A 25,401-nucleotide genomic window follows, 5' to 3' on the forward strand; every position below is an offset into this window, starting at 1 on the left:
GCATCCGCCGAAGACTTGTGAGATCCGACGGTCCCGCCGGGCCGGAGCGGCAGCCCGAACGGGACGAAGGCGGGGCAGCGCCCTAGCAGGGGTCGCCGGTCGCGACGACGTCCCACACCGTGGCGCTGGGACCGATGTACTGGCTCTCGCCGGCCGGGACGCACGCGTAGTTGAACAGTGACGGCGGCATGACGCTGTGCCAGCGAACCTCTTGGCCATGGGTCGTGCAGTTGGACCAATAGCGGTTGCCGTTGACGGAGTAGCTGCCGCAGACCTCGTCGGAGGCCGACGCGGGGGCGGACATGGTTCCCACGGTCAGGACGGCCGCCGCCAGCCCGACCGCGACCGCGTTCCCCCGCATCATCCCTCGGGATTCGAACACGGTTCCCCCTCGGAGTAGGCGTTCACGACGCTTGCATTGAAGTAGTCGTACAAATTGTGCACACCGGGCGACAAGCAGGCGGTGTACTGGTTGTAGATACCGAAACCGACCATCGTCACGAGAACCGGATGGTCGCCACAGTGGTTGTACATGTCGTCGTGGACGAGGCCGCTGCCCACCTCGTAGAAGCCACATGGTGGCGGCACGGCCTGCGCCGAGGTGGCGGCACTCGCCGCGAGAAATCCGCCCACGACCACCGTCACGGCCACCGAACCCATAATTGTCCGTTTCATGGTAATGCCTCCCTGCCGGCATTTCGAATTCACATCCCCGAATACCCGGCGGTCGGCGTGGTAAACCTCTCGATCGGCAGGGGCGCGCCATCGAATATCGCGAATCACCCGAATTCCGGGCACTGGTCACCGACTGCCCCGAGTGGCGTTCGGCCGGCCCGTCGAGACGTCGCCGGCGCGGGACTCACAGGGCCGGGCCGGCTCCGGCGACGCCGAGCAGCCGGTTGAGGGTGCCGGTCTCCTCGGCCGGGGTCAGCAGGACCTGGCGGAGGCCGGGATGGCCGATGACCTGCATGGTGGTCAGCCGGAGCGACAGCACACCCGCCGCAGGGTGTTCGATCTCCTTGATCCCGTGCAAGCTCTCGCTGACCTCCTGGTTCTTCCAAGGGGCGGCGAGCTCCACGCTGTCGTCGCGCAGCTTGTGCACGCGGTCGCGGAGGCCGGTCGTGCGGTCGAAGGCGTGCAGGCAACTGCGGCCGCGCCGGTCGGCCGGGCTCAGCCCGCGGGTGGCCTCGTTCTCGCCGCGGATCCGCCAGTACCGGTCGCGCACACGGGCCGGATTCGGCAGCCATTGCTCCATGATCGTGTGGAAGACCGGTGGAATCGCGTCCGGTGTCGGTTGAGTCGGAGCGCGGAGAGGCGACGGAATGCAGGATGTCCGCGGTGACCTCGGCGGTCGCGCAGGAACTCGGTCAGTTCATGGCGCTTCGCCACGTGTGTTGCCCCTGTGCATCGCCTGCATGGCCGAACCTGGTGCCGATGCCGCCAGCAGAGATGCCACCTGGTTCGCGAACAAGGCGCGCGATTTGACACAATGCAGTCGGGAAATTGTCATGCCGTTCGAGGTGATGTTCGGCGGATGAGGGCGGGGTCGCTCGGAAAAAGAGCGCGGAAGGGCTGCAGAATCGGCGTTGCCGGAAATCGCACTACCCGCCGTGGGGAAGCCCGGATTGGCCCGCCTCTGCGACATTGCTCGCCCGGGTGCCCGCCGATCGTGAGCGCCGGCGGGCCGGGTTCGACCTCCTCGGCGCCGGGCTCCTGGCGTCCGGACGGTTCCTCCTCCTGCGGCCGATCGGTCGCAGCGGTGACCAGCGGTGATCGGCGGAACAGGGCGGTGAACCGCTGGGTGCTGCGCGGGTTCTCCCGGGGCATCCGGCCGTGCTGTTGTTCTACGGCGCCAATGGCGCCTTCCGGTTCGTCCTGGCCTGCGACCTCCAGGACGGCCTCGGCCTCACCCCGCTGGAGCCCGCGCTCGCGTCCAGGGGTGGACCGTGCCGCCGGGACTGGTGCTGTACGGGCTCGCGGGCGGAGTCGTCGTGACCTTGCTCATGGGTGTCGTGCTCAGCCGATCGAACCCCCGCGACGCCGGCGCGGCGTCGAATCGCGGCCTGCTGGCCGCGATTCAGGCCCGCCACGTTTCGGCCCGAACGCGCACGACACCAGGCCGCTCGACCGGGCCTGGACGCCTCGCGTCGGCGCTGTCCGACCCGCTAGGGTTACTCGTGTAACTCCGCCTCGAGTCCTAGGAGTCTCCGTGTCGTTCGCCCTCGGCGTCGTAGGTGCCGGTCAGTTCGCCGGCAGCTTCGCCAAGCTGTTCAAGGCCCATCCCGGGGTCTCGCGGGTCACCGCGACGGACCTGCTACCCGAGCGTGCCGAGCGGCTCGTGCGCGACCTCGGGCTCGACGGCGTCGAGCCCGACTTCGACGCCATGCTGGCCTCCGACGTCGACGCGGTGATGATGTTCACCCAGCGGTGGACCCACGGGCCGCTCGTGGTGCGCGCCCTGCGCGCGGGCAAGCACGTCTACTCGGCGGTCCCGATGGCGATCAGCCGTGAGGAGATCGGCGCGATCATCGAGGCGGTCGAGGAGACCGGTCTCACCTACATGATGGGCGAGACCAGCTACTACAACCCGATCACGGTGCTCGCCCGGCGCAAGCTCGCCGAGGGCGCCTTCGGGCGGGTCTTCTACGCCGAGGGCGACTACGTGCACGACATGGACCACGGCTTCTACGACGCCTACGCCTACAGCGGCGGCGAGGACTGGAAGAGGACGGCCAGCTACCCGCCGCTGCTGTACCCGACGCACGCGATCGGCGGTGTCCTCGGCGCGTGGGACGCCCACGCCGTCAGCGTCAGCGCGATCGGCATCCCCGACACCCGCCGCGACGGCGTCTTCGACCGCACGGTCAGCATGTTCGACAACGACTTCTCCAACGCGACCGCTCTGTTCGAGATGGCCGGCGGCGGCTCCATGCGGACCAACGAGTTCCGGCGCGTCGGGCTGGCACGCGGCGTTCCGGAGTCGCGGTTCGTGTTCTACGGCACCGAGGCGATCCTCGAGCAGAACTCCGGCGGCACGTTCTGGCACGCGAAGTCTCCGCTGGAGGACCTGAGCGAGCAGGTGCGGCCGGGGAAGGGCGGCGCGACGGACGAGAGCGTGCTCGCCGGTGTGGCGCCCGAGCTGCTCGACTCGTTCGTCTCGGGCCACGCCCCGGTGCACGACATCTCGGACCTTCCGGAGTCGTTCGCCGGCCTGCCCAACGGGCACGAAGGCAGCCACCACCTCCTGGTGCACGAGTTCGTCACCGCGGTGGAGCAGCAGCGCCTGCCTGCGGTCAACGCGTGGGTCGCCGCGCGGTACACGCTGCCGGGCATCGTCGCCCACGAGTCGGCGCGGCGCGGTGGCGAGCGGCTCGCCGTCGACGACTTCGGTAACCCGCCCGGGTGAGCCCGACCCAGCCGGGCCGCCGGCGTGTGACGCGCGCCGACGTGGCCCGTCATGCGGGGGTGAGCACCGCCGTCGTCAGCTACACGCTCAACGAGGGTGCGAAGAAGGTGTCCGACGCCACCCGCGCCCGTGTGCTGGAGGCGGTCAGGGTGCTCGGCTACCGCCCGAACGCGGCGGCCCGGGCGCTCAAGATCGGGAGCACGGCACAGCTGGGGCTGGTGATCCCGGGAGTGCTCAACAGGTTCTTCGCCGAGCTCGCCGACCACGCGGAGCGGGAGGCCGCCGCCCACGGGCTGGCGCTGGTGGTCACGAGCGCTCGCGACGGGCTGGCGGCGGCCCTCGGTCACCTCGCCTCGCGGCAGGTCGACGGTGTGCTGGTCGTCGGGCGTGCCGACGTGGCGGACCTCGGGGGACTGGAGATCCCCGTCGCGCTGCTCGACCAGGTGCGTGCCGTGAACGGCGTGGCGGGCATCGGCGCCGACCGCTACGGCGGTGCGCGGCACGCCGTCGAGCACCTGCTCGGGCACGGGCACCGCCGGGTCGGCTTCGTCGGACCCGCCGGGGGCTCCGACGACCGTCTGCGGGGGTGGACGGACGCCGTCGCCGCCGCTGGACTGGCCGCGGAGCCCCTGATCGACTCGGACTTCACCCGCGCGGGCGGGTACGAGGCGGGACGGCGGCTGGCGTCCTTACCCGACCGCCCGTCGTCGGTGTTCGTCAGCTCCGACGACCAGTCGATCGGCCTCCTGCTGGCCCTGCACGAGGCCGCCGTCCGGGTGCCCGGCGACGTCGCGATCGTCTCGTTCGACGGCTCGCAGGAGGCGGCGTACTGCTGGCCGCCGCTCACGACCGTCGCGCAACCACTCGCCGAGATGGTGCGCCTCGCCGTCGGTCGCGTGCTCGACCCGTCGCCCGGGTACGTCGAGCTACCGACCGAGCTCGTGGTGCGGCGCAGCTGCGGGTGCCGCTGACCGCTTCGGTGTCTCGCCCCCTACCCGGCGATGAAGGTGCTGTCGGTGTCCAGGCCGGTCGCGGCCGTCCACGCGGCTGACTGCTCGATCGTCTCGGTGCGCTGGTACTGGATCTTGGTTCCGGCGGCGAGTTCGATGATGTTGGCGCTCGCGACCAGAAGCTCAGGCGGGGTGGGGCTGCCGCCCGAGAAGTAGCAGTAGCTGCTGTACGCCCGCCTGAACTCGTTCCGTTCGATCCGGATGTCGGTCGGCAGTTCCTTGTAGTAGAAGAGGAGATGAACGCCGTTCTTGTCGGGGCGAACCGGCATGGCCCACGAGAACCCGGCGTCCTCGCAGAGGTTGTCGCTGAAGGTGCAGTTCGTGAAGCCCGCGCCGGGAGAGGTGACGTCGGTGCCGCGACTCCACACCTCGAACGACTGCGTGCAGTTCCGGATCGTGTTGTTCGTCGCGTGGACGTCGGTCCAGCCGATCATGGCTCCCTCCTGCGGGCCCTGGTAGGTGATCGCCACGTCATAGACGTCGAAGATCTCGTTCGCGTCGATGAGGATGTCGCTGCAGCCGATCCAGATCTCGACCCCGTTGCCGTACCGTGTGGTGCCGCCGAGCGAGCTGCCGCCGACTTCATGGATGACGTTGTTCCGGACGACCGCCTCGGTGGCCGAGAGTGCGCGCACGGCGTGCCCGCCGGTGCCGACGAGCTCCAGCCCCTCGACCGTGGTGTGGCTCGCGACGACGACGAGCACCTCGTCGACGGCGCAGCGCACGTCGCCGTGAGTGGTGGGGTTGCCCTCGCTTCGGACGTGCAGGAGACCCGCGGTCTGGTCGGAGTAGAAGTCCCATTGAGCGGCGAGCTCTGCGGCCGCCCATTTCTTGGCGCCGAAGATCTCACCGTCGACGCGGAGGAAGCCGACGTCGGCGTTCATGGACCCGGTGTTCCCGGTGAACGCGGTGGCGTCGGTGAGGTCGATGGTCCAGACGGACGGTGAGGTCTGCGTCCATGCGCTCGCGACGTCGCAGATCTTGTAGGCGGAGACGCGGGGAGCGGAGCCAGCGCCGTAGGAGGTGATGGTCAGTCGTTCCGGTCCGGCCGTGGCCGCGGGCAGGTGGCGGATGGATCCGAAGAACTCGTCGCCCGCCTTGAGCCGGACGGTGTCGCCCATGACGACCTCGCCCGAGGTCAGCGCCGTGTCGAGTCGGGCCAGGCTCGACCACGCGTCGGCGGGGGAGGTGCCGGTGTTGACGTCGTCGCCGTCGCTGCTGCTGAGGTACCAGCACGTGCCTGATCGACGACGGCGAGTCGCAACGGCCGGCGCCGCTCCGGCGGCCATCGCCACTGGCACGGCGCCCACGGTTCCGGCGAGGAAGGTGCGGCGTGTGATCATGCGAGATCTCCTTTGATTCACCGGCGTGTGTGAGGTTGCGTCGTGCTTCTTTCACTGGGAGCGCGTCAACGAAGTCCGCTCGTGGCGATCCCGTCGACCAGTTGCCGCTGGAAGAACACGAAGAGTGCGACCACTGGAATGAGCGACAACACCGACATCGCCAGCATGCTGCCGTACTGACTGCCGCCGTGGCTGTCGAGGAACTGTTGCAGTCCGAGTGCGACCGTGAAGAGCTTCGGATTCGAGATGTAGATGAGCTGGCTGAAGAAGTCGCCGTAGGACCAGATGAACGAGAAGATCGCGGTGGTGGCCAGGGCCGGCCGGAGAAGCGGGAGTGTGATGTGCCAGAAGGTGCGTAGCGGATTGCAGCCGTCGATTCGAGCGGCTTCGTCCAGGGCCAAGGGAATCGTCCTGATGAACTGGTGCAGAAGGAAAACGAAGAAGGCGTCGGTCGCGAGGAAGGTCGGAACGATCAGCGGGAGATAGGTGTCCACCCAGCCGAGCTCCGAGAAGAGGATGTACTTGGGCACGAGGGTCACGTGCGCGGGAAGCATGATCGTCACGATCATGAGGGCGAACCAGAACCGGCGCAGCGGAAAGCGCAGGCGTGCGAAGGCGTAGGCCGTGACCGAGCAGGAGATCACGGTACCGATCGCGACCAGCGAGGAGATGATGAACGAGTTCAGGAGCAGCTGGGGGAAGGGCGTGCTCCCGGCGTTCCAGCCGTCCACGTAGTGTTCGGCGGTGAGCGACCGCGGGATCAGCTCCGTCGCCGTGGTGAAGATCTGCTCCTCGGGTTTGACGGAGCTGCTGATCATCCAGGCCAGCGGATAGAACATGACGACCGCGCCCAGGATCACGGCCGAAAGACGGGCGATGGACGGCTTGTCGGCGCGGCGACCGGCGGCGGCGTGCGCAATCCTAGGAGTCATAGACGACCCATTTCTTGCTCAGCGCGAAGTTCGCGGCGGTGAACACCCCGATGATGACGAGCAGAATCCACGCCATCGCGGACGCGTAGCCCATCCGGAAATTGGTGAACGCTTCCTGGTACAGGTACAGCGTGTAGAAGAGGGTGGAATCAGTGGGCCCGCCGGTTCCGCCCGAGACGACGAATGCCGGAGTGAAGGTCTGGAACGAACCGATGATGCGGAGAATGAGATTGAAGAAGATGACCGGCGTGAGCATCGGCAGGGTGATCGACACGAAGGACCTGAATGCCCCGGCTCCGTCCAGCGACGCCGCTTCGTACAACTCGCCTGGTATCTGACGCAGTGCCGCCAGGAAGATCACCATCGGGGAACCGAACTGCCACACACCGAGCACGATGAGGGTGCCCAAGCTCGTTTCCGGCCGGCTGACCAGGGCCGGCGCGTCGGCCCAGCCGAGCGAGATCAGCAGCTGCTGGACGAGTCCGTCCGTCCCGAACACCTGCCGCCACAGAATGGCGATCGCGACGCTGCCGCCGAGCAGGCTCGGGAGGTAGTACACGGCCCTGAGGAGGCTCGCTCCTCGCATCCGGCGATTCAGCAGGACGGCGACCAGCAGCGCGAAGCTCAGCTCCAGCGGCACCGCGAAGGCGACGTAGGTGGCCGTCACCTCGAGCGCCTGCAGGAACCGCTGGTCCTCGGTGAACAGGTGAACGTAGTTGCTCAGGCCGACCCAGTCGAACGGCCCGATGAACGCGTAGTCCGTGAACGACAGATACAACGACGCCAGCATCGGCCCCGCGGTGAGGGTGACGAGACCGATCAGCCACGGTGCGAGCAGGGCATAGCCCCAGACTCCCTCACGGAACGAGCCGCCGCGGCGGCGTCCTGGACGGGTGATCACCGCTGGCTGTCATCGAAGAAGCCGCCGACCGCCTCGGCCACCGCTTTGCTGCCGAAGGCGAGGTTCTCGGACGCCGAGGCGAGCGCGGTCGAGACGGCCGCGGAGCCCGAGGCGAGTTTGTAGCCCTTGTTCTCGGAGCTGGCGCGGACGTACTCGACGTACTCGAGGACGGCGGTCTCGCGTTCGTCGAGTGTGGGTGCCAGGGCCTCGCGAACCTCGACGTTCGGCGGAATGCCACGGTCCAGTCTCAGGGCGAGGCCGGCGTCCACGTCGTTGAGGAAGAAGCCGGCGAAGTCCGCGGCCGCGTCCTGCTGCTCCGATTCCGCGTAGATGGTCAGCCAGCTGCTCCCCGAGACCCACTGCTGGCCGGCCGGCTTGGCGGGGTCGACATTGGGCAGACTCACGATGGCGAGTTCGTGATCGGTCATGCCGGACAACGACGTGAGCAGCAGCGCGTAGTTGACGAGGTTGACGGCCTTGTTGAGGATCAGCGGCGAGGAGTCGTCGCTGGACTGCTCGGCGGTGACCTCGGGCGAGACGACGGCCCCCGCATCCATCAGCTCGGTCCAGAACGTGAACCATTCCGTGAGGGTGTCCTCCTCCAGGGCCAGACCGGTCTCGTCGAACACCCCGACACCGCCCTGGAGCTGGCGGGCGAAGATCTCGAGGGCCCACATGTTGCCGGCGAGATTGTCCGTCCCGGCGAATCCGCCTCCGACCCGCCGCGTGAGATCGACCGCGAACGCCGCGAACTCGTCCCAGGTCCACTGCGCTTCGGGAAGCGCGACCCCCGCGTCGTCCAGCACGGTCAGGTCCATGAACATCCCCGGCGCCGAGTCACCGAGGCTCAGCGCGGTCAGAACCCCGCCGAACGTGCCCGACTCGAGGGTGCTGTCGTCGTACTGGTCGAGCTCGAGCGTGTCACGGAACGTGTTCAGGTCGGCCAGGACGCCCCGTCCGGCGAAGTCGGGCAGCAGAGACTGCTGGATCTGCATCAGGTCGGGGGCGTTGCCGCCCGCGGCGGAGGTGAGGAGCTTCTCGTGGTAGTTGTCGTAACCGCCGTAGCTCGGTGTGATGCTCACGCCTTCGTGGCGCTGCGCGTAGAGGTCGATGACGTCCTGCGTCACTCGGTTGCGGTCCGAAGATCCCCACCACGAGAAGCGGAACTCCGGCGCGCCGCCGGTGCCTCCGGAGGAGCAGCTGGTGGCGGAGATGCCGACGCCGAGGGCCAGGCCGGCCGTGGCGCCGATCCGCAGGAACCCTCGGCGGGAGAGTGCGGTGCGGCGTTGTTCGCTCATCGTGAGAAGGCTCCTTCGCCTGGTCATGGGTGGGACGGTTCCTGGGGCGGGCCGCCGGTCGGGGCTAGGGCCAGGTGGTCACCTGGCCGCGTTCGGCAAGGAGCCGACGCAGTTCGGTGATCGGCACGTCCTGGACATCGAGGCCGGTCCGGACGGCGAGGGCGGCTGCCGCGGCGGCGGACTCGCCGAGCACGCAGAAGACGGGCTCCATTCGCGTGGCCGCATAGGCGATGTGGGTGGCGGCCAGGCATACGGGGACGAGGAGGTTCGAGCAGTCCGCGGTGGCGGGAGTGATCGCTCGGTACGGGACCGGATACGGGGTGCCGGTTCCCAGGTGGCCTCCGATGAACATGTTCCCCTCGGTGGCGACGCCCGTGGCGCCGGTCTCGTTCGTGCGAGCGATGCGCCGGGTCGGGTAGATGTCCACACCGAACAGCGCCAGCCCGACGCTGTCGTCGATCTGTGCGCGATTCAGGACGTCGTGGTGGGACATCGTGTAGCGGCCGACCATCCGGCGCGCGACACGGACGTACAACTGGTGGGGCCAGCCCTGGGTGTCGCCGAACTGACCGGAGTCGAGCCCGTACTCGGCCACGACGGTTCGCACGTCCGCCGGCACCACGGGCGCGGTCGACATGAAATGGTGCAGGCCGCGGACGTAGTCGAGGTGCTCCTGCCAGATCCGGGAGCGGACGTCCCAGTCTCCGTCCTGGTAGTGGCGGCTGGGCCCGACGAGTGAGTTCGTGACCAGCGACTTCCGATCGAAGTTGAAGTCGTGTGTGTTCAGCCACCCGGGGAAGATCCGGAGAAGCCTCTTCCGAAGCCAGGCTTCGTCGCGCGCCACGTCGACCAGGTGCGCCACGTAGCGCCGGACGAGTTCGTAGTCGGCCGCCCGGTAGTCGTCGGGTGGTGTGATGGCGGCACGCGATGCCGGGTCGGTCGTCAGGTAGAGGCGGAAGTTGTAGGCCTGGGTGTAGGAGTCGCCGGCGCCGGCCGGAAGGCCGTGATCCTCTTCCACCAGCGGGAGGAGACCGCTTCGTGGGTCACCAGGCACCACGTACGGATCGACGGGGGTCCAGTTCGTCGCGGCACCGACGCCCGCCGGCTCCTCCATGAACTGCGCGCGACTCTCGCGGCCGGTGCGGAACCCGACACCGGCCGCCGCCATGAGGTCACCCTCGTAGGACGCGTCGATGAAAGTCCGTGCCCTGATGGCACCGGTGGGAGCAGCGTCCCTCGCGGGCAGCGGCACGCCCGAGGCGTTCGGGGTGCTCGACTCCAACTGGATCGTCGAGATGCGTGTGCCCGTACGCACCACGTTCCGCACGCGTTGCTCGTAGCGCACCGGAACCTGCTCGCGAGCGATCCATCGGACGAACTCGTCGCGGACCCGCGCCGGCTCGTCACCGAACCGGAAGACCTCCGTGCCGGTCAGCCCTCCCACCGCTGCGGGCAGCGGGCAGTCCTGCAGCGGCTTGATCCCGGCCCCCAGCATCCCTCCGAGCCATCGACCCGGCTCGACGAGGACCACGGAGCACCCCAGCTGGCGGGCCGCGACGGCCGCGACGCAGCCGGCCGCCGTGCCGCCGTAGACACAGACGTCGTAGACCTGGTCGGCGGTCATCGCCCGGCTCCGTCGGCCGGCATGCCTGCGTCCACGGTCGTGGAGCGCGTGGACGCCGGCACGATCCGCGGCGGCCGGTCGTCGGCCCAGGCCTCGGACCACGCCCGCGCGAACCGGAGGTCGGCGAGGCCGGCGGCCGGCAGCGCGATCGCGTGCTCGGACTCCCGTGGCGGGACGTGGGTGCTCCTGAGGTCCGCGACCGTCTCGGCGAACCTCCTGCCGCAGTCCTTCGGGCGGTTGTCGACGTCCAGCAGCCCCAGGTCGTACTCGAGCTCGTCGAATCCCTCGTGCGAACGTGCGACGTCGTGGGATGCCCACCACGTGATCGCACTCACGCCGGGGGACGCGGCGGTGCTCCGGAGCAGGCGCTCGGTCGCCTCGGCCTGCGAGATCGTGTCGAGCCAGGTGGTCGCCACTCCGATCTCCTGAACCCAGACGTTCCCGGGCTCGTCCTGATGAGCTCGCGCCACCTGGGACAGGTAAGCGCCGACGGACCACGCCGCGGGGTGGTGCTCGCCGAACGCCCGCAGGAAGCCCGTGAACCCCGGCCAGGCGTGCACCGTCGTGATCGATGGTTCTCGCGCGAGGAACCGGGGTGAGAACGTCGCGCCGCCGACCATCCAGCTCTTGTGGTCCGCCCCGACGACGGCCGGCAGGCCGCTCCTCCGGATCGCGCCGAGCATCTCGGTGGCCCAGGAATCCAGCTGCTGGGCAGTGGCATGGTTCCGGCTCTTCTCGGCCAGCACGTTGGGTTCGTTGCCGATGTCGATGCCGGCGCAGGCGGGATGATCACACACTGCGACGGCCACGTCATCGAGGAAGGTCGCGGCCCACGCGATCGCGGCCGGGTCCGTGAAGAGATTGACGTCCCTCAGCCACGCGGGACGGAAGTCGAATCCGCTGAGGAAGCCGTTGAGCACGGTCACCCACACCCGCAGCCCGAAGGTTCCCGCGATGTCCAGGACGTGGTGGAGGCGCCGGAGCATCAGGGCCGAGGTCTCACCGGGAAACGGCTGGAAGAGCGGCCACAGCAGCTGGATGCGGATGTGGTCGGCACCCAGCTCGGCGATCGCGGCGAGATCGGCTTCGATCTCGCCCGCGTCGAACTCCGTCCAGGCATGGCACCACTGCTGACTCGGCAGGTAGTTCACTCCGAACGCGGGGACGGTCACGCTGCTCCGATCGACGCTGAACGTGGCTGGTGGCCGGAACGCTAGGTACTTAAACGGTTCTTGTCAACGCTGGAACGAGCTATGGCTCGTTGACCTGCTATTTAATGGCCGTCGGTTGTGGGCTGTGTGTGCTGCGTGGGTCCGAACTGAACGTGTTAAGCTCGGGTGCCGACGGCGAGGAGAGAACTACATGGCAACGTTGGCGGACATCGCACGAGCGGCCGGCGTCACGAAGAGCGCGGTATCGTACGCCCTCAACGGGCAGCCGGGTGTGAGCGCTGAGCGAAGGGCCCACATCCTGGAGCTGGCAGCCTCGATGGGCTACCAGCCGAACCACGCCGCGCGTGCGCTCGTGAAGTCGCGTGCCGACGCCGTCGGGCTCGTCATCCCGCGAGATCCGCGCATCCTGAGCTACGACACCTTCTATGCCGACTTCATCGCCGGCATCGAGAGCGTGCTCTCGGCGAAGGGCACGATCCTGCTCTTCGAGATGACCGACGATCGCCGAGCCGAGCTTGCCAGCTACAAGCAGCTGGTGGGTGAGCGACGAGTCGACGGGTTCTTCCTGACCGACATCCGCCCGGACGACGAACGCATCCGGTTCCTCAGGTCCACCTCGACGCCTGTCGTCATGCTCGGGCCGCCGGTGCCGGGCTGGGACGCTCCCGTCGTGAATGACGACGGGTTCGGCGACCGTCATCCCGCGGTGGAACACCTGGCCAGCTACGGTCATCGGCATATCGCCCATGTGTCCGGCCCGCTGTCCATGCTGCACAACCTGAAGCGCATCGATCAGATCACCTCCACCGCGCGGCGACTGGAAATGGCGCCGCCGCAGGTCATCGAGAGCGACTTCTCGCCGGACGGCGGCGTGCGGGCGACGACGTCCATACTCGCCCTGTCGAAGCGGCCGACGGCGATCATCTACGGCAACGCCGTGATGGCCATCGCCGGCATCGCCACGGCACAGCGGGCCGGCCTGGACGTTCCCGGCGACCTGTCGGTCGTGGCGTGCGACGAAACGGCTCTCACCACCTATCTGAAGCCGGCGGTGACGGCGGTGGCGCAGGACGACGTGGCCGTCGGCCGGTACGCGGCCGACCTGCTCCTCGCGACGATTCAGCAGACCGAGCCTCCGCCCAGGCCTGCGCAGGCGGCGGCACGGCTCGTCGCACGCGACACCGTCGGCCCGGCGCGTCCGTCGACCCGTTGAGGCCGCGCGGGCCGAGTCTCCGCGGAGGCGGCTCGCGGAGCTGACGGCTCGCTCGCGCCGGCAGCCTCGCCTGAAAGAGAAGGTCGCCAGGCTCGTCGCAGTCCACGGTCGGCGAGAGAAGGGCGGCCTGCACTACGGCCGGGGCTTGACCACCAGGGCTCCGGGCTCGGTCGTCGATCCTGAGCTCGAGCGTGACCGGCCGTTCGGTGGTCTCCTGGCGCAACCGGGCCGCTGCCGTCTGAGTGTGCTCTGGGGGCCGGAGAGTTCATCCAGGATCGGTGGCGTCCAGGCGCCACCGATCCTGGATGATCAATGGCGCTGTCCCGGGTAGGTGCGGCGGCGTCGGTCGCCCGGTTCGCCGGAGCTGCTGGCGGGCCGTCATGAGGCGTTCTGGTGCGTGCCGAGGCATGCCCGCCTGACGGAGTGGGAGAACGCCTGGTGGTGGCCGGGTTCTCGACGGCGTCCCGGCCGTGACCAGCGCGCCGGACTCGGCGCCCGGCCACACCGGGCCCATCTTGACCGCGTCTCGTTGTCCGTTTATCGTCCACCGTTAACAGTAGACGAAAGGTGACACGGTGGTCACGAAGAAGCCGACCCGGGCGCCGTCGCTCGGGGAGCAGCTCGCCTCGGTGCTGCGCGACCAGATCGTGCGCCGGGTGATCGGCCCGGGCACGCATCTGGTCGAGGACACTCTCGCGGCGGAGTACGACGTCAGCCGCGGCCCGGTGCGCGACGCGCTGCGCCAGCTCGAGTCGCAGGGGCTGGTCGAGTCCAGGCGCCGCGGGTTCTACGTCCTCGGGCTCACCCTGCGCGACGTCGACGACCTCTACGAGCTGCGCGAGGCCATCGAGGTCGTCGCGGTCACCCGGGCGATCGAGCTCGCCTCGCCGGCCCAGCTGGCGGCGGGCCGCGCCATCGTGGACGAGATGATCGCCGCGGCGGACCGGTCGGCGGCGACGGACTTCGCCCAGGCCGACCTGCGTTTCCACGAGCTGCTGTACGACATGGGCGGCAACCGCAAGCTGGTCGACGTCTGGCAGGAGTACAAGCCGGTCATCGCGAGCCTCATGCAGCTGACGGTCGAGGAGGACGTCGACCTGCACCCGTCCGCGCTCGACCACGCACGTCTGCTCGACCTCATCGTCGCCGGTGACGCGACGCCGCTGGGCGTCGAGCTGCGGGGGCACCTTCGCGGCGCCCGCTCCCGGATGACGCACGCCGTCGACGCCATGATCGGTGGCGGCACCACCGATCTCACGTCCACTCCCGATGCCGTGGCGGCGGAGCGCGTCTCGTGACGTCGCCTGCCGACGTGACGGTCGCCGACGCGGCCGCGCCGCCACCCCCGTCCGCGCCACGGGCCGGGCGACGCTCCCGCCGCGGCGGCCCGGCCGGGCTGTCGCGCGGCCTGCTCTGGTTCGCCGTCCCCGCCCTCGCGTTCTACCTGTTCGCCGTGGTCGCGCCCACTCTGCGCGGCGGGATGCTCGCGTTCACGAACTGGGACGGCCTGTCGCAGAACTACGACTTCATCGGGTTCGAGAACTTCACCCGCATCTTCACGACGTCGAGCTCGCTGGACGCGCTGAAGATGACGCTGGTGTTCGCGTTCGCGATCACGATCCTGCAGAACGGCATCGGGCTGCTGCTCGCGCTGGGCGTCAACAGCGGCCTGCGCTCGCAGAACCTGTTGCGCGTGGTGTTCTTCGCGCCGGTCGTCATCACGCCGGTCGTCGTCGCGTACCTGTGGAAGTTCATGCTCACGCCCGAGGGCGCGGTCAACAGCACGCTCGAGGCGCTGGGCCTGGGGTTCCTGAAGCAGAGCTGGCTGGGCGACCCGACGTGGGCCGCGGTGTCGGTCGTCATGGTCGTGGTGTGGCAGCACGCCGGCTACTCGATGGTCATCTACCTCGCCGGGCTGCAGTCGATCCCGCAGGACCTGCACGAGGCGGCCGCCGTCGACGGCGCGGGCGCGTGGCGCCGGTTCCGGTCGGTGACGTGGCCGCTGCTGGCACCCGCGACGACGATCAACGTCATGCTCACGATCATCGGCGGGCTGAAGATGTTCACCGAGGTGTTCGTGCTCACCGGCGGCGGTCCCGGCGGGTCGACGGAGACGCTGTCGACCCTGCTCTACAAGTCGGCGTTCCAGTTCAACGAGTTCGGTTACGGCATCGCGCTGGCGCTCGTGCTGGCGGCGGTCGTCGCGGTCTTCTCCATCGGCCAGTACCGGCTCTCGAACCGGAAGGCGGACGTCTGATGTTCCGCTACACCAGGATCACCTTCGCCCGCGAGATCCTCATGTTCGTGGTGGCGATCGTCTTCGTCATCCCGATCTACGTGCTGGTCAACCTGTCGCTGCGCGAGGGCGGCGACGTGACCTCGCCGCTGGTCCCGGTGTTCTCGCCGACCTTCGACAACTACGCCGACGCGTGGAGCCAGGCGGGCCTGGCGACCGCGCTGCTCAACAGCGCGATCGTCACCGTCGTGAGCGTCACGATCATCGTGGTGATCTCCTCGATGGCGGCCTACCCGCTCGCGCGCATCATGTCGGGCCTGTCGACGACGGTGTTCTGGCTGATCCTCGCCGGCATGCTGATCCCGTTCCAGGTCGCGCTCATCCCGCTGTACCAGACGATGCGTGACGTGGGCCTGCTCGGGTCGCTGTGGGCGCTGATCATCTTCTACTGCGGCTCGCAGGTGCCGTTCTCGGTGTTCCTGTACACGGGGTTCCTGCGCGCGCTGCCGCGCGAGTACGAGGAGGCCGCGGCCATCGACGGCGCCGGGACGCTGCGCACCTTCCGCAGCGTGGTGTTCCCGCTGCTGCGGCCGATCACCGGCACGGTGGTCATCCTGAACGCGATCACCGTGTGGAACGACTTCCTCGTGCCGCTGCTCTACCTGAGCGGCACGCCGCAGCAGACGGTGACGGTCGCGCTGTACGCGTTCGTCGGGCAGTTCGTGTCCAACTGGCCGGTCGTGTTCGCCGGCCTCGTCATCAGCATCGTCCCGGTCCTGGTCGTGTACTTCCTCATGCAGAAGCAGATCATCCGCGGCTTCGCCGGAGGGCTGAAGGGATGACGTCGCTGGAGGTCCGCACGCTGCGCGTGGACGGCCAGCGCGAGCCGCAGGGCATCGTCGCCGCGCCGGCGTTCGCGTGGACGCTGGCGTCGGCGCGCCGCGGCGCGCGCCAGACGGCCGTCCGGATCCGGGTCCGGCAGCGGACGAGCGGCGGCCCGGTGCAGGTCTGGGACTCCGGCGAGGTCGCCGAGGAGCGCACGACCGGGTTCCGGTACGCCGGGGCGCCGCTGGTCAGCTCGGCCGACTACGAGTGGACGGTCGAGGTCGCCGACGAGGCGGGGGAGCGGGCGAGCGGCACCGCGACGTTCGCGACCGGCATCGTGCACGCCGACGAGTGGTCGGCGGCGTGGATCGGCCGCAACCCCGTGTACCGGAAGGTCGCGCTGCCGCCGCAGGACACCGACCTCACCTACACCGTCAACAAGCTGCAGCCGGTGCGGCGCTTCGTCCGCCACTTCGACCTCGACGAGGCGCCGGTCCGGGCCAAGGTGCACGCGTCGGCGAAGGGCGTGTACCGCCTCTACGTCAACGGCGTCCGGGTCGGCCGCGACGAGCTCGTCCCCGGCTGGACGGAGTACCGCGACCGCATCGCCTACCAGTCGTGGGACGTGACGGCGCTGCTGCGGCCGGGACGCAACAGCATCGCGGCGCTGCTGGGCGACGGCTGGTACGCGGGCTTCATCGGCACCGACCGCCGGCAGCAGGCGCAGCACTACGGCAAGGAGCCGGCGTTCCTCGCCCAGCTCGTGCTGGACGGCGCGAGCGGCGGCCGCGAGGTCGTCGCGACGGGGGAGGGCTGGAAGGAGTCGCCCAGCGACATCCTCTACGCCGACCTCCTCATGGGGCAGTACGAGGACTCGCGCCGCGCGGAAACGGACTGGCACCTCCCGGGGGCGGACCTCGGGACGTGGTCCGACGCCGTCGTCGTCGACTCCGGCACCGGCCTGCTCACGCCGGAGGCCGACCCGGCGGTGCGCGTCACCGAGCGGGTGCCGGCGGTGTCGGTGACCCGGCGGGGCCCGGGCCGGCACGTCGTCGACTTCGGCCAGAACCTCGTCGGCCGGGTCCGCCTGACGCTGCGCGACCAGCCCGCCGGCACCCGGGTGCAGCTGACCCACGCCGAGGTGCTCGACGCCGCGGGCGACCTCTACACGGCCAACCTGCGCACCGCCGAGCCCGTCGACGTGTTCTGGACCGACGGGTCGGGGGAGCAGGTCTTCGAGCCGCGGTTCACCCTGCACGGCTTCCGGTACGCCGAGGTCAGCGGCCTGGCCGGTGACCTCGAGCCGGCCGGCGTCGAGGCCGTCGTCCTGCACAACGAGTTCGGTCCGGCCGGCGAGTTCGCCTCGTCCAGCGCGGACCTCGACGCGCTGCACTCCAACATCTCCTGGAGTCTGCGGGGCAACTTCGTCGCCATCCCGACCGACTGCCCGCAGCGCGACGAGCGACTGGGCTGGCTGGCCGACGCGCAGGTGTTCGCGCCGACCGCACTGGCCTTCGCCGACGTTGGACCGCTGCTGCGGCGGTGGCTGCGCGACGTGCGAGGCGCCCAGTCCGCCGACGGCGCCTTCCCCGACATCGCCCCGCCGCTCATCCACCTGCGCGAGGGCGCCCCGGCCTGGGGCGACGGCGGCGTCACGGTGCCGTGGGAGCTGTACCGCGCGGGCGGCGACGTCTCGGTGCTGGTCGAGGCGGCCGACTCGATGATCGCCTGGGTGCGCCACGTCGAACGGCACAACCCGGACCTGATCTGGCGCGACCAGGTCGGCAACGACTACGGCGACTGGCTGCAGATCGGCGAGGAGACCTCCAAGCGGGTGCTGGCCACCGCCTACTTCGCCCGCAGCACCGACCTGACGGCGCGGGCGCTGCGCGTGCTCGGCCGCGACGAGCAGGCCGCGGAGATCGACGAGCTGGCGGCGCGCATCCGGGCGGCCTACCGTGCGGCGTTCCTCGCCCCCGACGGCACGGTCGAGGGCGACACCCAGGGTGGCTACCTGCTCACGCTGGCCTTCGACCTGTGCCTGCCGGAACAGCGCGACGCCGTCGCCGCGAGGCTCGTCGCCGCCGTCGAGCGGCGCGACGTGGCGCTCACGACGGGCTTCGTGACGGTGGGCCTGCTGTGCCCCGTCCTCGCCTCGATCGGCCGGGCCGACCTCGCGTTCGCGCTGCTCCACCGCGACCGCTACCCGTCCTGGCTGTTCTCGATCCGCAACGGCGCCACCACGATCTGGGAGCGCTGGGACGGCTGGACCCCCGAGCAGGGGTTCCAGTCGCCGCGGATGAACAGCTTCAACCACTACGCACTCGGGTCGGTCGGGGAGTGGTTCTACTCCGGTCTGCTGGGGATCGGGCAGCACCCGGACTCCGCCGGACACGCCGGCCTCGTGCTCGAGCCACGGCTCGACCCGTCGTTGTCGTGGGCTCGCGGCGCCCGGGAGACCGCCCGCGGTCGTGTCGAGAGCTCGTGGCGACGCGACGGCGACCACGTGGAGTGGTCGGTGGTGGTCCCGCCCGGACGACCGGCCGTCGCCGTCGTCCCCGCCGCCGGCGCGGCCGTCATCGAGGAAGGAGGCGAGAGCGCAACACGTTCCGAAGGCATCGTCGTCCTGGCTGAGGACCCTCAGCACACCCGACTGCAGCTGGAACCCGGAAGGTACGACTTCCGCTTCCCTGCCGGCTGAGCCGAAGCCACCGCCACCACCCACTGAACGGGGGCACCCGCCCCCTTCCAGCATTGGAGTCTATCCAGAATGAAGACCCGGAACATCGCCGTCGTCGCCGGTGTTGCCGCCGCCGCGCTGGGCCTCTCGGCCTGCGGCTCGGACGGCTCGTCGGCCACGTCCGGCAACACGGAGCCCACCGACTCCCTGACGGTCGCGACCACCTCGAACAACCAGGCGCCGATGGAGGCCGTCGTCGCGGCCTACGAGGAGGAGTCCGGCGTCGACGTCAACCTGACCGTCGCGGACACCTCGCAGTTCCAGACGACCATCCGCACCCAGCTCTCGTCCGGCACCGCGCCCGACGTCTTCACCGTCTGGGCCGGCGGCGGCAACCCCGGCGCCATCGACGTCCTGCAGGGAGCGGGCTACCTCGCCGACCTCTCCGACCGGTCCTGGGTGTCCGAGGTCGACCCCGGCACCGCGGAGACGTTGCAGATCGACGGCAAGACCTACGGGCTGCCGTCCAAGCTCGACGCGGTCGGCACGATCTACAACGTCGCCACGCTCGACGAGCTCGGCCTCACCGTGCCGCAGACCTACAGCGACCTGCTGCAGTACTGCCAGGACGTGCGCGACCAGGGCAAGGTCGCCTTCGCGCTCGGCATCCAGACCGACTGGGTCACCCAGCTGATCCCGTACGCGCTGGTCGCCTCGACGGTCTACGGCGAGGACCCGGATTTCAACGACCAGCTGGCCTCCGGTGACGCGACGTTCGCCGGCTCGGGCTGGGACGCCGCGTTCCAGCAGTACCTCGAGATGAACGACGCCGGGTGCTTCAACGACGACCCGCTCGGCACCGACGTGAACGCCTCGTACACGCTGCTCAACACCGGCGAGGCGGTCGGCGTCGTGCAGGTGCTCGCCTCCTTCCCGCAGATCCAGTCCACCGCTCCGGAGGGCACCGAGTTCGGGTTCTTCCCGCTGCCCGGCGACGACTCCGGCACCAACCCGATCCCGCGTGGCATCGGTGTCAGCTTCGCGGTGAACGAGGCGGCGAAGAACAAGGCGAACGCCCTCGACTTCGTGGACTGGCTGGCGACCCAGGAGGCGATCGACGTCTGGTTCGGGGCCGCTCCCGGCATCCCGGCGATCCAGGGCGCAGAGCTCGAGGTCGACCCCGTCATCCAGTCCGCCGTCGACATCATCGGCGCCGGCGACGTCGCCCCGTTCCCCGACCAGTCCTGGCCCAGCGCCAAGACGCAGGCCGCGCTGTTCACCTCGGTGCAGCAGCTCTTCTCCGGCCAGGCGAGCGTCGAGAACGCGCTGCAGGCGATGGACGAGGCGTACGCCGCAGGCTGATCCACGTCCTCGGGTCCAGGGCGGCGCGCATCCGCGCGCCGCTCTGCGAGCTGAGCCTGGATGCGGCACGAACCCCGAGAAGGACCATGCAGAAGAACTCGCACGACATCATCACCGCCGTTCCGCTCTCCTTCCTCGACGACGGTTCGCTCGACGTGACCGGCACGCGGGAGATCCTCGAGTACGTGGCCGGGTCCGGCGTGCAGGGCGCGCTGATCCTCGGGACCACCGCCGAGTTCCCCGCACTGTCGATCGCCGAACGCAACGCCGTCGCCGCGCTCGCCGTCGAGGTGCTCCGCGACCTGCGGGTCATCGTGCACGTCGGCGCGGCCAGCCGGTACGAGGTGTCCCAGCTGATCGCCGGCGCCCGTGCGGCGGGGGCACGCGAGATCGCCGTGCTCACGCCGTTCTATCTGCCGACCCCGCCGGAGCAGGTGTACGACTTCTTCCGCGGGGTCGCCGAGGAGGCCGCGGGACTGGACGTCTTCCTGTACCTCTTCGAGGCGCGCACCGGCGTCGCCGTCGACGACGAGCTCCTCGCGCGGGTGGCCGTGCTGCCCGGCGTCGTGGGGGTCAAGGTCAGCGGTGAGGACCTCGGCCGCATCGCCGAGTTCCGCGCGCTGCTGCCCGAGGACTTCGTCATCTACACCGGCAGCGACGCGGACTTCGCGACCGCGCACACCGCCGGCGCCGACGGCGTCATCTCCGGCGTGGCCTCCGCGTTCGCCAAGCCGTTCGTGGCGATGCGCGACGCGCTGCGGCGCGGGGACGAGGAGGCCGTCGGCGCGCTGAAGGAGGACCTGGCCGAGGCGGTCGACGCCATCCGCGGCGAGCCGTCGCGGATGCGGGCGGTGCACCGCCTGGCCGGGCGGCCCGTCGGCGGTTCGCGGATGCCGATCCCCGAACCGGGCGGCGACGAGCTCGACCGGCTGGGCCGCGACGTCCTCCGGCTGCACTGAGGTCCGTGCGAACACCCGATCACTCCGCCCTCCGATTGAAACGGTCAAGGAGACCCGCAATGATGCGAACACCTGCCCGTCGCAGAGCGGCATCGCTCTCGCTAGGAGTCATCGCCACGGTGGCGGCCGCGACCCTCGTCGCGGCCCCAGCCCTGGCCGAGGAGCCGGCGCCGCTGCGCGTCGTCGACGGCCTCATCGACACGTCCGACCCCGTCGCGGTCGGCCTCGGCCGGGCCGAGAACGCCGAGACGATCACGATCTTCGCCCCCGGCGACGACGACCTGAAGTTCAACCACGGCACCGTCCTGCTGCCGTTCAAGGGCCGGTTGTACGCGCAGTGGCAGAGCTCGGCGCTGGACGAGGACGCGCCGGACACGATCGTGCGCTACAGCGTGAGCGACGACGGCGCCACCTGGTCCGAGCCCGTCGCGCTGACCGAGCCCCGCACCGACGGCTACACCTCGAACGGCGGTTGGTGGACCGACGGCGAGACGCTCGTCGCCTACCTCAACGTCTGGCCCGGCGACCGCGACCCCAAGAGCGGCTACGTCGAGTACGTCACGAGCACCGACGGCGTCACCTGGACCGCGCCGCGGCGCGTGATGGGGGCCGACGGCCGGCCGGTCGAGGGAATCATCGAGCAGGACGTGAAAGCGCTGCCCAGCGGCCGGCTGCTCACCGCCGTGCACGTCGCGCCGGGGCTGTTCGTCAAGCCGTACTACACCGACGACCCGCTCGGGATCTCCGGCTGGACGCAGGGCGAGTTCGACAACCAGCCGAACAACGACGGCATGAGCCGCGAGCTCGAGCCCAGCTGGTACCTGCGCGACGACGGCGCCGTCGTCATGGTCTTCCGCGACCAGGGCGGCGGCACGTTCCGCAAGCTCGCCGCCGTCAGCCGCGACGACGGGGAGACGTGGACCGAGTCCGTCGTCACGAACGTGCCCGACGCGCGGACCAAGCAGAGCGCCGGCAACCTGCCCGACGGCACCGCGTACCTCGTCGGCAACCCGACCGGCACCCGCAACCGGTACCCGCTGTCGATCCTGCTCAGCGCCGACGGCGAGACCTTCGACACCGCGTACAACCTGCGCACCGCCGAGGACCTGCAGCCGCGCCGCTACGAGGGCCAGTTCAAGTCCGCCGGCTACAGCTACCCCAAGAGCGTCGTGTGGGGCGAGCACCTCTACGTCGCGTACGGCACGAACAAGGAGGACGTCGAGATCAGCCGGATCCCGGTCGCCGACATCTCGCTGCGCGGCGGGGACGACGGCGCCACGGCGGCGCCGGCGCGGGCCGTCCTCTCCCACGACAACGGCTGGGACACCGGCCTGCAGGACGGCGACTACACCGTCACGATGCACCTGTGGTGGGGCGAGAACGGCAGCGTGTTCCGGCTGTTCGAGAACGGCGAGCTGATCGCGACCCGCCCGCTCGCCTACGGTGGCGTGGCGCGGCAGGCGGTGTCCGTGCCGGTCGAGGGGCGGCCGAACGGGACCTACGTCTACACCGGCGAGCTGCTCAACTCGAAGGGAACGACGCAGTCGTCGTCGATCACGGTCCGGGTCACGCAGGCCGCTCCGGCGGCACCCGTGCTCAGCCACGACAACCGGGACGGCGACGGCGACTACCGCGTGTCGGCTCACCTGTGGTGGGGCACCAACGCGACGTCGTACCGCTTTCTCGAGAACGGTGTCCCCGTCGCGTCCGGCGAGCTGACGCCTCGGACCCCGTCGGCGCAGTCGGCCTCCGTGGACCTGACGGGCCGCGCGCCGGGGACCTACACGTACGTCGTCGAGTTCGGGAATGCCGCCGGCACCACCAGGAGCGAGGAACTGACGGTCGCGGTCCGCGGCTGACACCCACGTGCCGGCCCGTCCCGCGTGTGGACGGGCCGGCACGCCGGGCACGAGGTCGCGGTCTTCGGGTGAGCTTCCAGGTCGTCTACCGGCTGGCGGGTACGGCAGGAATCGAGGCAGCAGCAATGGGAAACTGCCGCTGACGGCGATGACGACGCGATCGCGCCGCGGAAGGCTGGGTCCATGGCCAGTTCATCACCCCCGACGAGGTCGCCATGAACATCCCCAGCTTCGATGACGTCCAGGCGCCGAACATCCGTGCGGCGAACGAACACCTGCGCCGGCAGGTCGACCGCATCCCGGCACTACTGCGGCAGATCGCGGTGCTGGAGGCCGAACTCCAGGACGCTCGCACGCTGCTCGACGCGTCGGCGCGGGAACTGGCCGCGCGCTCGCCGCTCGTGTACGACTACGCCGCGGTCCGCACGGTCGCCTGAACGTCAGGCGAGGGGGAGCGCGACGCGGATCACCGTTCCCTGGCCCGCCGGGCTCGCCACGTCGATCGACCCGCCGAGAGCCTCGACCCTGTCGCGCAACCCGACCAGTCCCGAGCCGTGGTGTTCCTCGGCGCCGCCGACCCCGTCGTCCCGGACGCGCAGGCGCAACGTGGCGTCGCGCTGCTCGACGGCCACCTCGGCGTGGGTGGCCCGGGCATGCTTCGTCACGTTGGTGAGCGCCTCGGACACGACGTAGTAGGCCGCCACCTCCACCGGAGGGGGATACCGTGAGACGGTCTCCAGGTGCATCTCGACGGGGACGGTGGACCGCCGGGCGAGCGTCCGCAACGCCGGGCCGAGTCCGCCCTCGGACAGGATCGAGGGATGGATGCCACGCGAGATCTCGCGTAGCTCGTCCTGGACCTCGATGAGCTCGTCGGCCACCTCCGCGAAGTCGTCCCGCACCGCCGGCCCCAGCTCCGCGGGCAGCGTCTCGAGGGCGAGGCGGAGCTTGAGCGCCAGCGAGACGAGCCGTTGCTGTGCGCCGTCGTGGAGGTCGCGCTCGATCCGCCGGCGCGTCTCGTCGGCGGTGGTGACCACCCGCGCGCGCGACTGGGTCAGCTTGGTGTGCGCCTCCGCGTTCGCGATCGCGGTCGCGGCGATCTCGGTGAACTCGACCAGCCGCAGTTCGGTGTCCGGGGCGAACGGGCCGTGCCGGGAGGCGACACTGATGCCACCCCAGTTGCGCCCCTCGACGACGATCGGGCTGGCCACCGCTGACCGGATGCCCCACCCGCGGAGGAGCTCGGGGAGTCGCTCGAGCGCCGCGTCATCGACGTCGTAGCGGGCGGACTCGCCCGTGGCCTGCACGGACGCGATGGCCGAGGGTGTGTCCAGGACCCGGCGATGGCCGACGCGTATCTCGTCCTCGCTCACGCCGCGCACTCCCATGAGAGTCGCCGATCCGTCGGACTCGAACCGGAAGATCCCGGTGATGTCGGCGCCGGTCAGCTCACCCAGCTCCTGGGCGACGGCCGCGAGCACGAGATCGGGAGCGACGCCGTGCGCCACGAGCGTCGCCACGCGCCGCAGCGCGGCCTGCTCCTCGGCCATGCGGTGCAGCTCGGCCCGCGCCTCCGCGTTCTCCACCGCGGTGGCGACCAGCTCCGTGAAGCTCGCGATCTGTGCCTCCGTGTTCGCCGGGAAGGGCTCATCGCTCCTCGTCGATGCGGCGATCACGCCCCACACGCCGCCGGCCACGATGATGGGGCAGCCGACGGACGAGTGGATGCCGAGCGAGCGCGACTCCCCGGCGATCTCACCCATCGCGCCGGCGAAGCCGTCGAGCCGGACCGGCCCGCCACGCCGCCGCACCTCGCGGGCGACGCCCACCCCGTCGAGCTTCAGGCGCGTGCCGACGACGAGTTGCTCCGGCACCCTGCTCCAGGCGGCGACCCCGGTCACGGTGCCGTCCGCCTCATAGCGCTCCATGCGGGCGAGATCGGCACCGGAGAGCAGCCCGACCTCCCGGGTCACGGCTTCGAAGAGCGCCGAGCGCGGAACCGACTGCGCGACCAGGGTCGCGACCCGCCGCAATGCCGACTGCTCGTCGGTCAGGCGTACGGACTCGACCGCGGCCCGGCGCAACCGGACGGCCAACGCCGTCGTCAGGACGGCGGTCAGCAGGAACGACCCGAGCGCCACCGTCTCCTCCCGGTCGGCGACCCCGATCGAGCCCACGGGTGCCAGGAAGGCGAACTCGAAGATCACGACGCTGACGAGCGACGTCACGGCCGCCGGTCCCGCTCCCCAGACGATCGCGACCGGCAGCACCGCGAGGAGATAGAACACCAGGAGGGGGAGCACCGGCACGTACGGCTCGACGAGCGCGAGGACGGCCGTGACCGCGCCCGCCAGTGCCGCGCCGAACAGCAGCCCGCGCGACCAGCGGGCCGCGGACGGTCTCACGCGGCTCCCGGCCATCTCATCGCATCCTCAGTTGAACGCTAGTGGATACCTCGCTGGTGAGGGTGACGAGGTCGTTCGACGTGGGCCGATGCCGGCGTCGCATTGGGTTCGCCGGGTGGAGCCGTCGGTCCCCGCAGTCGTCATGGCCGTGGTGGTCCTCCTCGTATCGGTCCTGG

Annotated in this window: 21 protein-coding genes; 11 read left to right on the top strand and 10 right to left on the bottom strand. The window is 70.1% G+C overall.

Going from position 1 to position 25,401, the window contains the following annotated elements:
• Nucleotides 1-82: 82 nt before the first annotated feature.
• From DZA62_RS25565 to DZA62_RS25575, 3 genes are all read right to left on the bottom strand, one after another.
• Nucleotides 83-304 (bottom strand): hypothetical protein, encoded by a 222-nt coding sequence (locus tag DZA62_RS25565; RefSeq protein WP_157987909.1) that lies wholly within the window; start codon nucleotides 302-304, stop codon nucleotides 83-85.
• 56 nt (nucleotides 305-360) lie between these two features.
• The gene (locus DZA62_RS25570) at nucleotides 361-675 is read right to left on the bottom strand and encodes a DUF6355 family natural product biosynthesis protein (protein WP_157987910.1); all 315 of its coding nucleotides are present in this window, start codon (nucleotides 673-675) and stop codon (nucleotides 361-363) included.
• A gap of 184 nt (nucleotides 676-859) precedes the next feature.
• Nucleotides 860-1,255: an MmyB family transcriptional regulator gene (locus DZA62_RS25575; protein WP_116951781.1), complete on the bottom strand. Its 396-nt coding sequence runs from the start codon at nucleotides 1,253-1,255 to the stop codon at nucleotides 860-862.
• A gap of 954 nt (nucleotides 1,256-2,209) precedes the next feature.
• Between DZA62_RS25575 and DZA62_RS25580 the strand changes: the two genes are divergently transcribed.
• Entirely contained in the window at nucleotides 2,210-3,406 is a 1,197-nt protein-coding gene (locus DZA62_RS25580; RefSeq protein ID WP_116951782.1) for a Gfo/Idh/MocA family protein, read from the top strand.
• Nucleotides 3,407-3,447: 41 nt separating this feature from the next.
• Entirely contained in the window at nucleotides 3,448-4,377 is a 930-nt protein-coding gene (locus DZA62_RS25585; protein WP_269813932.1) for a LacI family DNA-binding transcriptional regulator, read from the top strand.
• Between the two features lie 20 nt (nucleotides 4,378-4,397).
• Here the strand turns inward: DZA62_RS25585 and DZA62_RS25590 are convergent, their stop codons facing one another.
• The 6 genes from DZA62_RS25590 to DZA62_RS25615 all read right to left on the bottom strand — a co-directional run bounded on the left by DZA62_RS25590 (nucleotide 4,398) and on the right by DZA62_RS25615 (nucleotide 11,686).
• A complete protein-coding gene (locus DZA62_RS25590) occupies nucleotides 4,398-5,759 on the bottom strand; it encodes a right-handed parallel beta-helix repeat-containing protein (RefSeq protein ID WP_116951784.1) in 1,362 nt (453 codons plus the stop codon).
• Between the two features lie 65 nt (nucleotides 5,760-5,824).
• Nucleotides 5,825-6,691 carry a carbohydrate ABC transporter permease gene (locus DZA62_RS25595; RefSeq protein ID WP_116951785.1) on the bottom strand — a complete coding sequence of 289 codons (867 nt, stop codon included), beginning with the start codon at nucleotides 6,689-6,691 and terminating at the stop codon, nucleotides 5,825-5,827.
• Nucleotides 6,681-7,592, bottom strand: coding sequence for a carbohydrate ABC transporter permease (locus DZA62_RS25600; RefSeq protein ID WP_198664183.1), 912 nt, complete (start codon nucleotides 7,590-7,592; stop codon nucleotides 6,681-6,683). The genes DZA62_RS25595 and DZA62_RS25600 overlap by 11 nt, the downstream gene beginning before the upstream one ends.
• The gene (locus DZA62_RS25605) at nucleotides 7,589-8,890 is read right to left on the bottom strand and encodes an ABC transporter substrate-binding protein (protein WP_116951786.1); all 1,302 of its coding nucleotides are present in this window, start codon (nucleotides 8,888-8,890) and stop codon (nucleotides 7,589-7,591) included. Before DZA62_RS25605 ends, DZA62_RS25600 begins: the two co-directional genes overlap by 4 nt.
• A 64-nt stretch (nucleotides 8,891-8,954) precedes the next feature.
• Nucleotides 8,955-10,514: an FAD-dependent oxidoreductase gene (locus tag DZA62_RS25610; protein ID WP_116951787.1), complete on the bottom strand. Its 1,560-nt coding sequence runs from the start codon at nucleotides 10,512-10,514 to the stop codon at nucleotides 8,955-8,957.
• Nucleotides 10,511-11,686 carry a glycoside hydrolase 5 family protein gene (locus DZA62_RS25615; RefSeq protein WP_116951788.1) on the bottom strand — a complete coding sequence of 392 codons (1,176 nt, stop codon included), beginning with the start codon at nucleotides 11,684-11,686 and terminating at the stop codon, nucleotides 10,511-10,513. Before DZA62_RS25615 ends, DZA62_RS25610 begins: the two co-directional genes overlap by 4 nt.
• 199 nt (nucleotides 11,687-11,885) lie before the next feature.
• Here DZA62_RS25615 and DZA62_RS25620 point away from each other — a divergent pair, with 199 nt between their 5' ends.
• The 9 genes from DZA62_RS25620 (at nucleotide 11,886) to DZA62_RS25660 (ending at nucleotide 23,257) form a co-directional block, all read left to right on the top strand.
• Nucleotides 11,886-12,899 (top strand): LacI family DNA-binding transcriptional regulator, encoded by a 1,014-nt coding sequence (locus DZA62_RS25620; RefSeq protein ID WP_198664184.1) that lies wholly within the window; start codon nucleotides 11,886-11,888, stop codon nucleotides 12,897-12,899.
• 575 nt (nucleotides 12,900-13,474) lie between these two features.
• Complete coding sequence (locus DZA62_RS25625) at nucleotides 13,475-14,197, top strand: GntR family transcriptional regulator (RefSeq protein WP_116951790.1); 723 nt, start codon at nucleotides 13,475-13,477, stop codon at nucleotides 14,195-14,197.
• Nucleotides 14,194-15,156 carry a carbohydrate ABC transporter permease gene (locus DZA62_RS25630; protein ID WP_116951791.1) on the top strand — a complete coding sequence of 321 codons (963 nt, stop codon included), beginning with the start codon at nucleotides 14,194-14,196 and terminating at the stop codon, nucleotides 15,154-15,156. Before DZA62_RS25625 ends, DZA62_RS25630 begins: the two co-directional genes overlap by 4 nt.
• Entirely contained in the window at nucleotides 15,156-15,977 is an 822-nt protein-coding gene (locus tag DZA62_RS25635; protein ID WP_116951792.1) for a carbohydrate ABC transporter permease, read from the top strand. Before DZA62_RS25630 ends, DZA62_RS25635 begins: the two co-directional genes overlap by 1 nt.
• A complete protein-coding gene (locus tag DZA62_RS25640) occupies nucleotides 15,974-18,661 on the top strand; it encodes a family 78 glycoside hydrolase catalytic domain (protein WP_116951793.1) in 2,688 nt (895 codons plus the stop codon). Before DZA62_RS25635 ends, DZA62_RS25640 begins: the two co-directional genes overlap by 4 nt.
• 69 nt (nucleotides 18,662-18,730) lie before the next feature.
• The gene (locus tag DZA62_RS25645; protein ID WP_116951794.1) at nucleotides 18,731-20,002 is read left to right on the top strand and encodes an ABC transporter substrate-binding protein; all 1,272 of its coding nucleotides are present in this window, start codon (nucleotides 18,731-18,733) and stop codon (nucleotides 20,000-20,002) included.
• 86 nt (nucleotides 20,003-20,088) lie between these two features.
• Nucleotides 20,089-20,961: a dihydrodipicolinate synthase family protein gene (locus tag DZA62_RS25650; protein WP_116951795.1), complete on the top strand. Its 873-nt coding sequence runs from the start codon at nucleotides 20,089-20,091 to the stop codon at nucleotides 20,959-20,961.
• Between the two features lie 119 nt (nucleotides 20,962-21,080).
• Entirely contained in the window at nucleotides 21,081-22,820 is a 1,740-nt protein-coding gene (locus tag DZA62_RS25655; protein WP_198664185.1) for an exo-alpha-sialidase, read from the top strand.
• 215 nt (nucleotides 22,821-23,035) lie between these two features.
• The gene (locus tag DZA62_RS25660) at nucleotides 23,036-23,257 is read left to right on the top strand and encodes a hypothetical protein (protein WP_116951796.1); all 222 of its coding nucleotides are present in this window, start codon (nucleotides 23,036-23,038) and stop codon (nucleotides 23,255-23,257) included.
• Between the two features lie 3 nt (nucleotides 23,258-23,260).
• On the opposite strand, the gene DZA62_RS25665 is transcribed toward DZA62_RS25660, so the two are convergent.
• Complete coding sequence (locus DZA62_RS25665; protein WP_198664186.1) at nucleotides 23,261-25,225, bottom strand: GAF domain-containing protein; 1,965 nt, start codon at nucleotides 25,223-25,225, stop codon at nucleotides 23,261-23,263.
• Nucleotides 25,226-25,401: the final 176 nt, after the last annotated feature.

Origin of the sequence: Jiangella endophytica, assembly GCF_003427025.1 — a bacterium.
Classification (GTDB): Bacteria; Actinomycetota; Actinomycetes; order Jiangellales; family Jiangellaceae; genus Jiangella; species Jiangella endophytica.

Bases quoted from the DNA above. Each gene is read 5' to 3' on its own strand.
- DZA62_RS25565 (WP_157987909.1), bottom strand. From the start codon at position 304: ATGTCCGCCCCCGCGTCGGCCTCCGACGAGGTCTGCGGCAGCTACTCC.
- DZA62_RS25570 (WP_157987910.1), bottom strand. From the start codon at position 675: ATGAAACGGACAATTATGGGTTCGGTGGCCGTGACGGTGGTCGTGGGC.
- DZA62_RS25575 (WP_116951781.1), bottom strand. From the start codon at position 1,255: ATGGAGCAATGGCTGCCGAATCCGGCCCGTGTGCGCGACCGGTACTGG.
- DZA62_RS25590 (WP_116951784.1), bottom strand. From the start codon at position 5,759: ATGATCACACGCCGCACCTTCCTCGCCGGAACCGTGGGCGCCGTGCCA.
- DZA62_RS25595 (WP_116951785.1), bottom strand. From the start codon at position 6,691: ATGACTCCTAGGATTGCGCACGCCGCCGCCGGTCGCCGCGCCGACAAG.
- DZA62_RS25605 (WP_116951786.1), bottom strand. From the start codon at position 8,890: ATGAGCGAACAACGCCGCACCGCACTCTCCCGCCGAGGGTTCCTGCGG.
- DZA62_RS25610 (WP_116951787.1), bottom strand. From the start codon at position 10,514: ATGACCGCCGACCAGGTCTACGACGTCTGTGTCTACGGCGGCACGGCG.
- DZA62_RS25635 (WP_116951792.1), top strand. From the start codon at position 15,156: ATGTTCCGCTACACCAGGATCACCTTCGCCCGCGAGATCCTCATGTTC.
- DZA62_RS25640 (WP_116951793.1), top strand. From the start codon at position 15,974: ATGACGTCGCTGGAGGTCCGCACGCTGCGCGTGGACGGCCAGCGCGAG.
- DZA62_RS25645 (WP_116951794.1), top strand. From the start codon at position 18,731: ATGAAGACCCGGAACATCGCCGTCGTCGCCGGTGTTGCCGCCGCCGCG.
- DZA62_RS25650 (WP_116951795.1), top strand. From the start codon at position 20,089: ATGCAGAAGAACTCGCACGACATCATCACCGCCGTTCCGCTCTCCTTC.
- DZA62_RS25660 (WP_116951796.1), top strand. From the start codon at position 23,036: ATGAACATCCCCAGCTTCGATGACGTCCAGGCGCCGAACATCCGTGCG.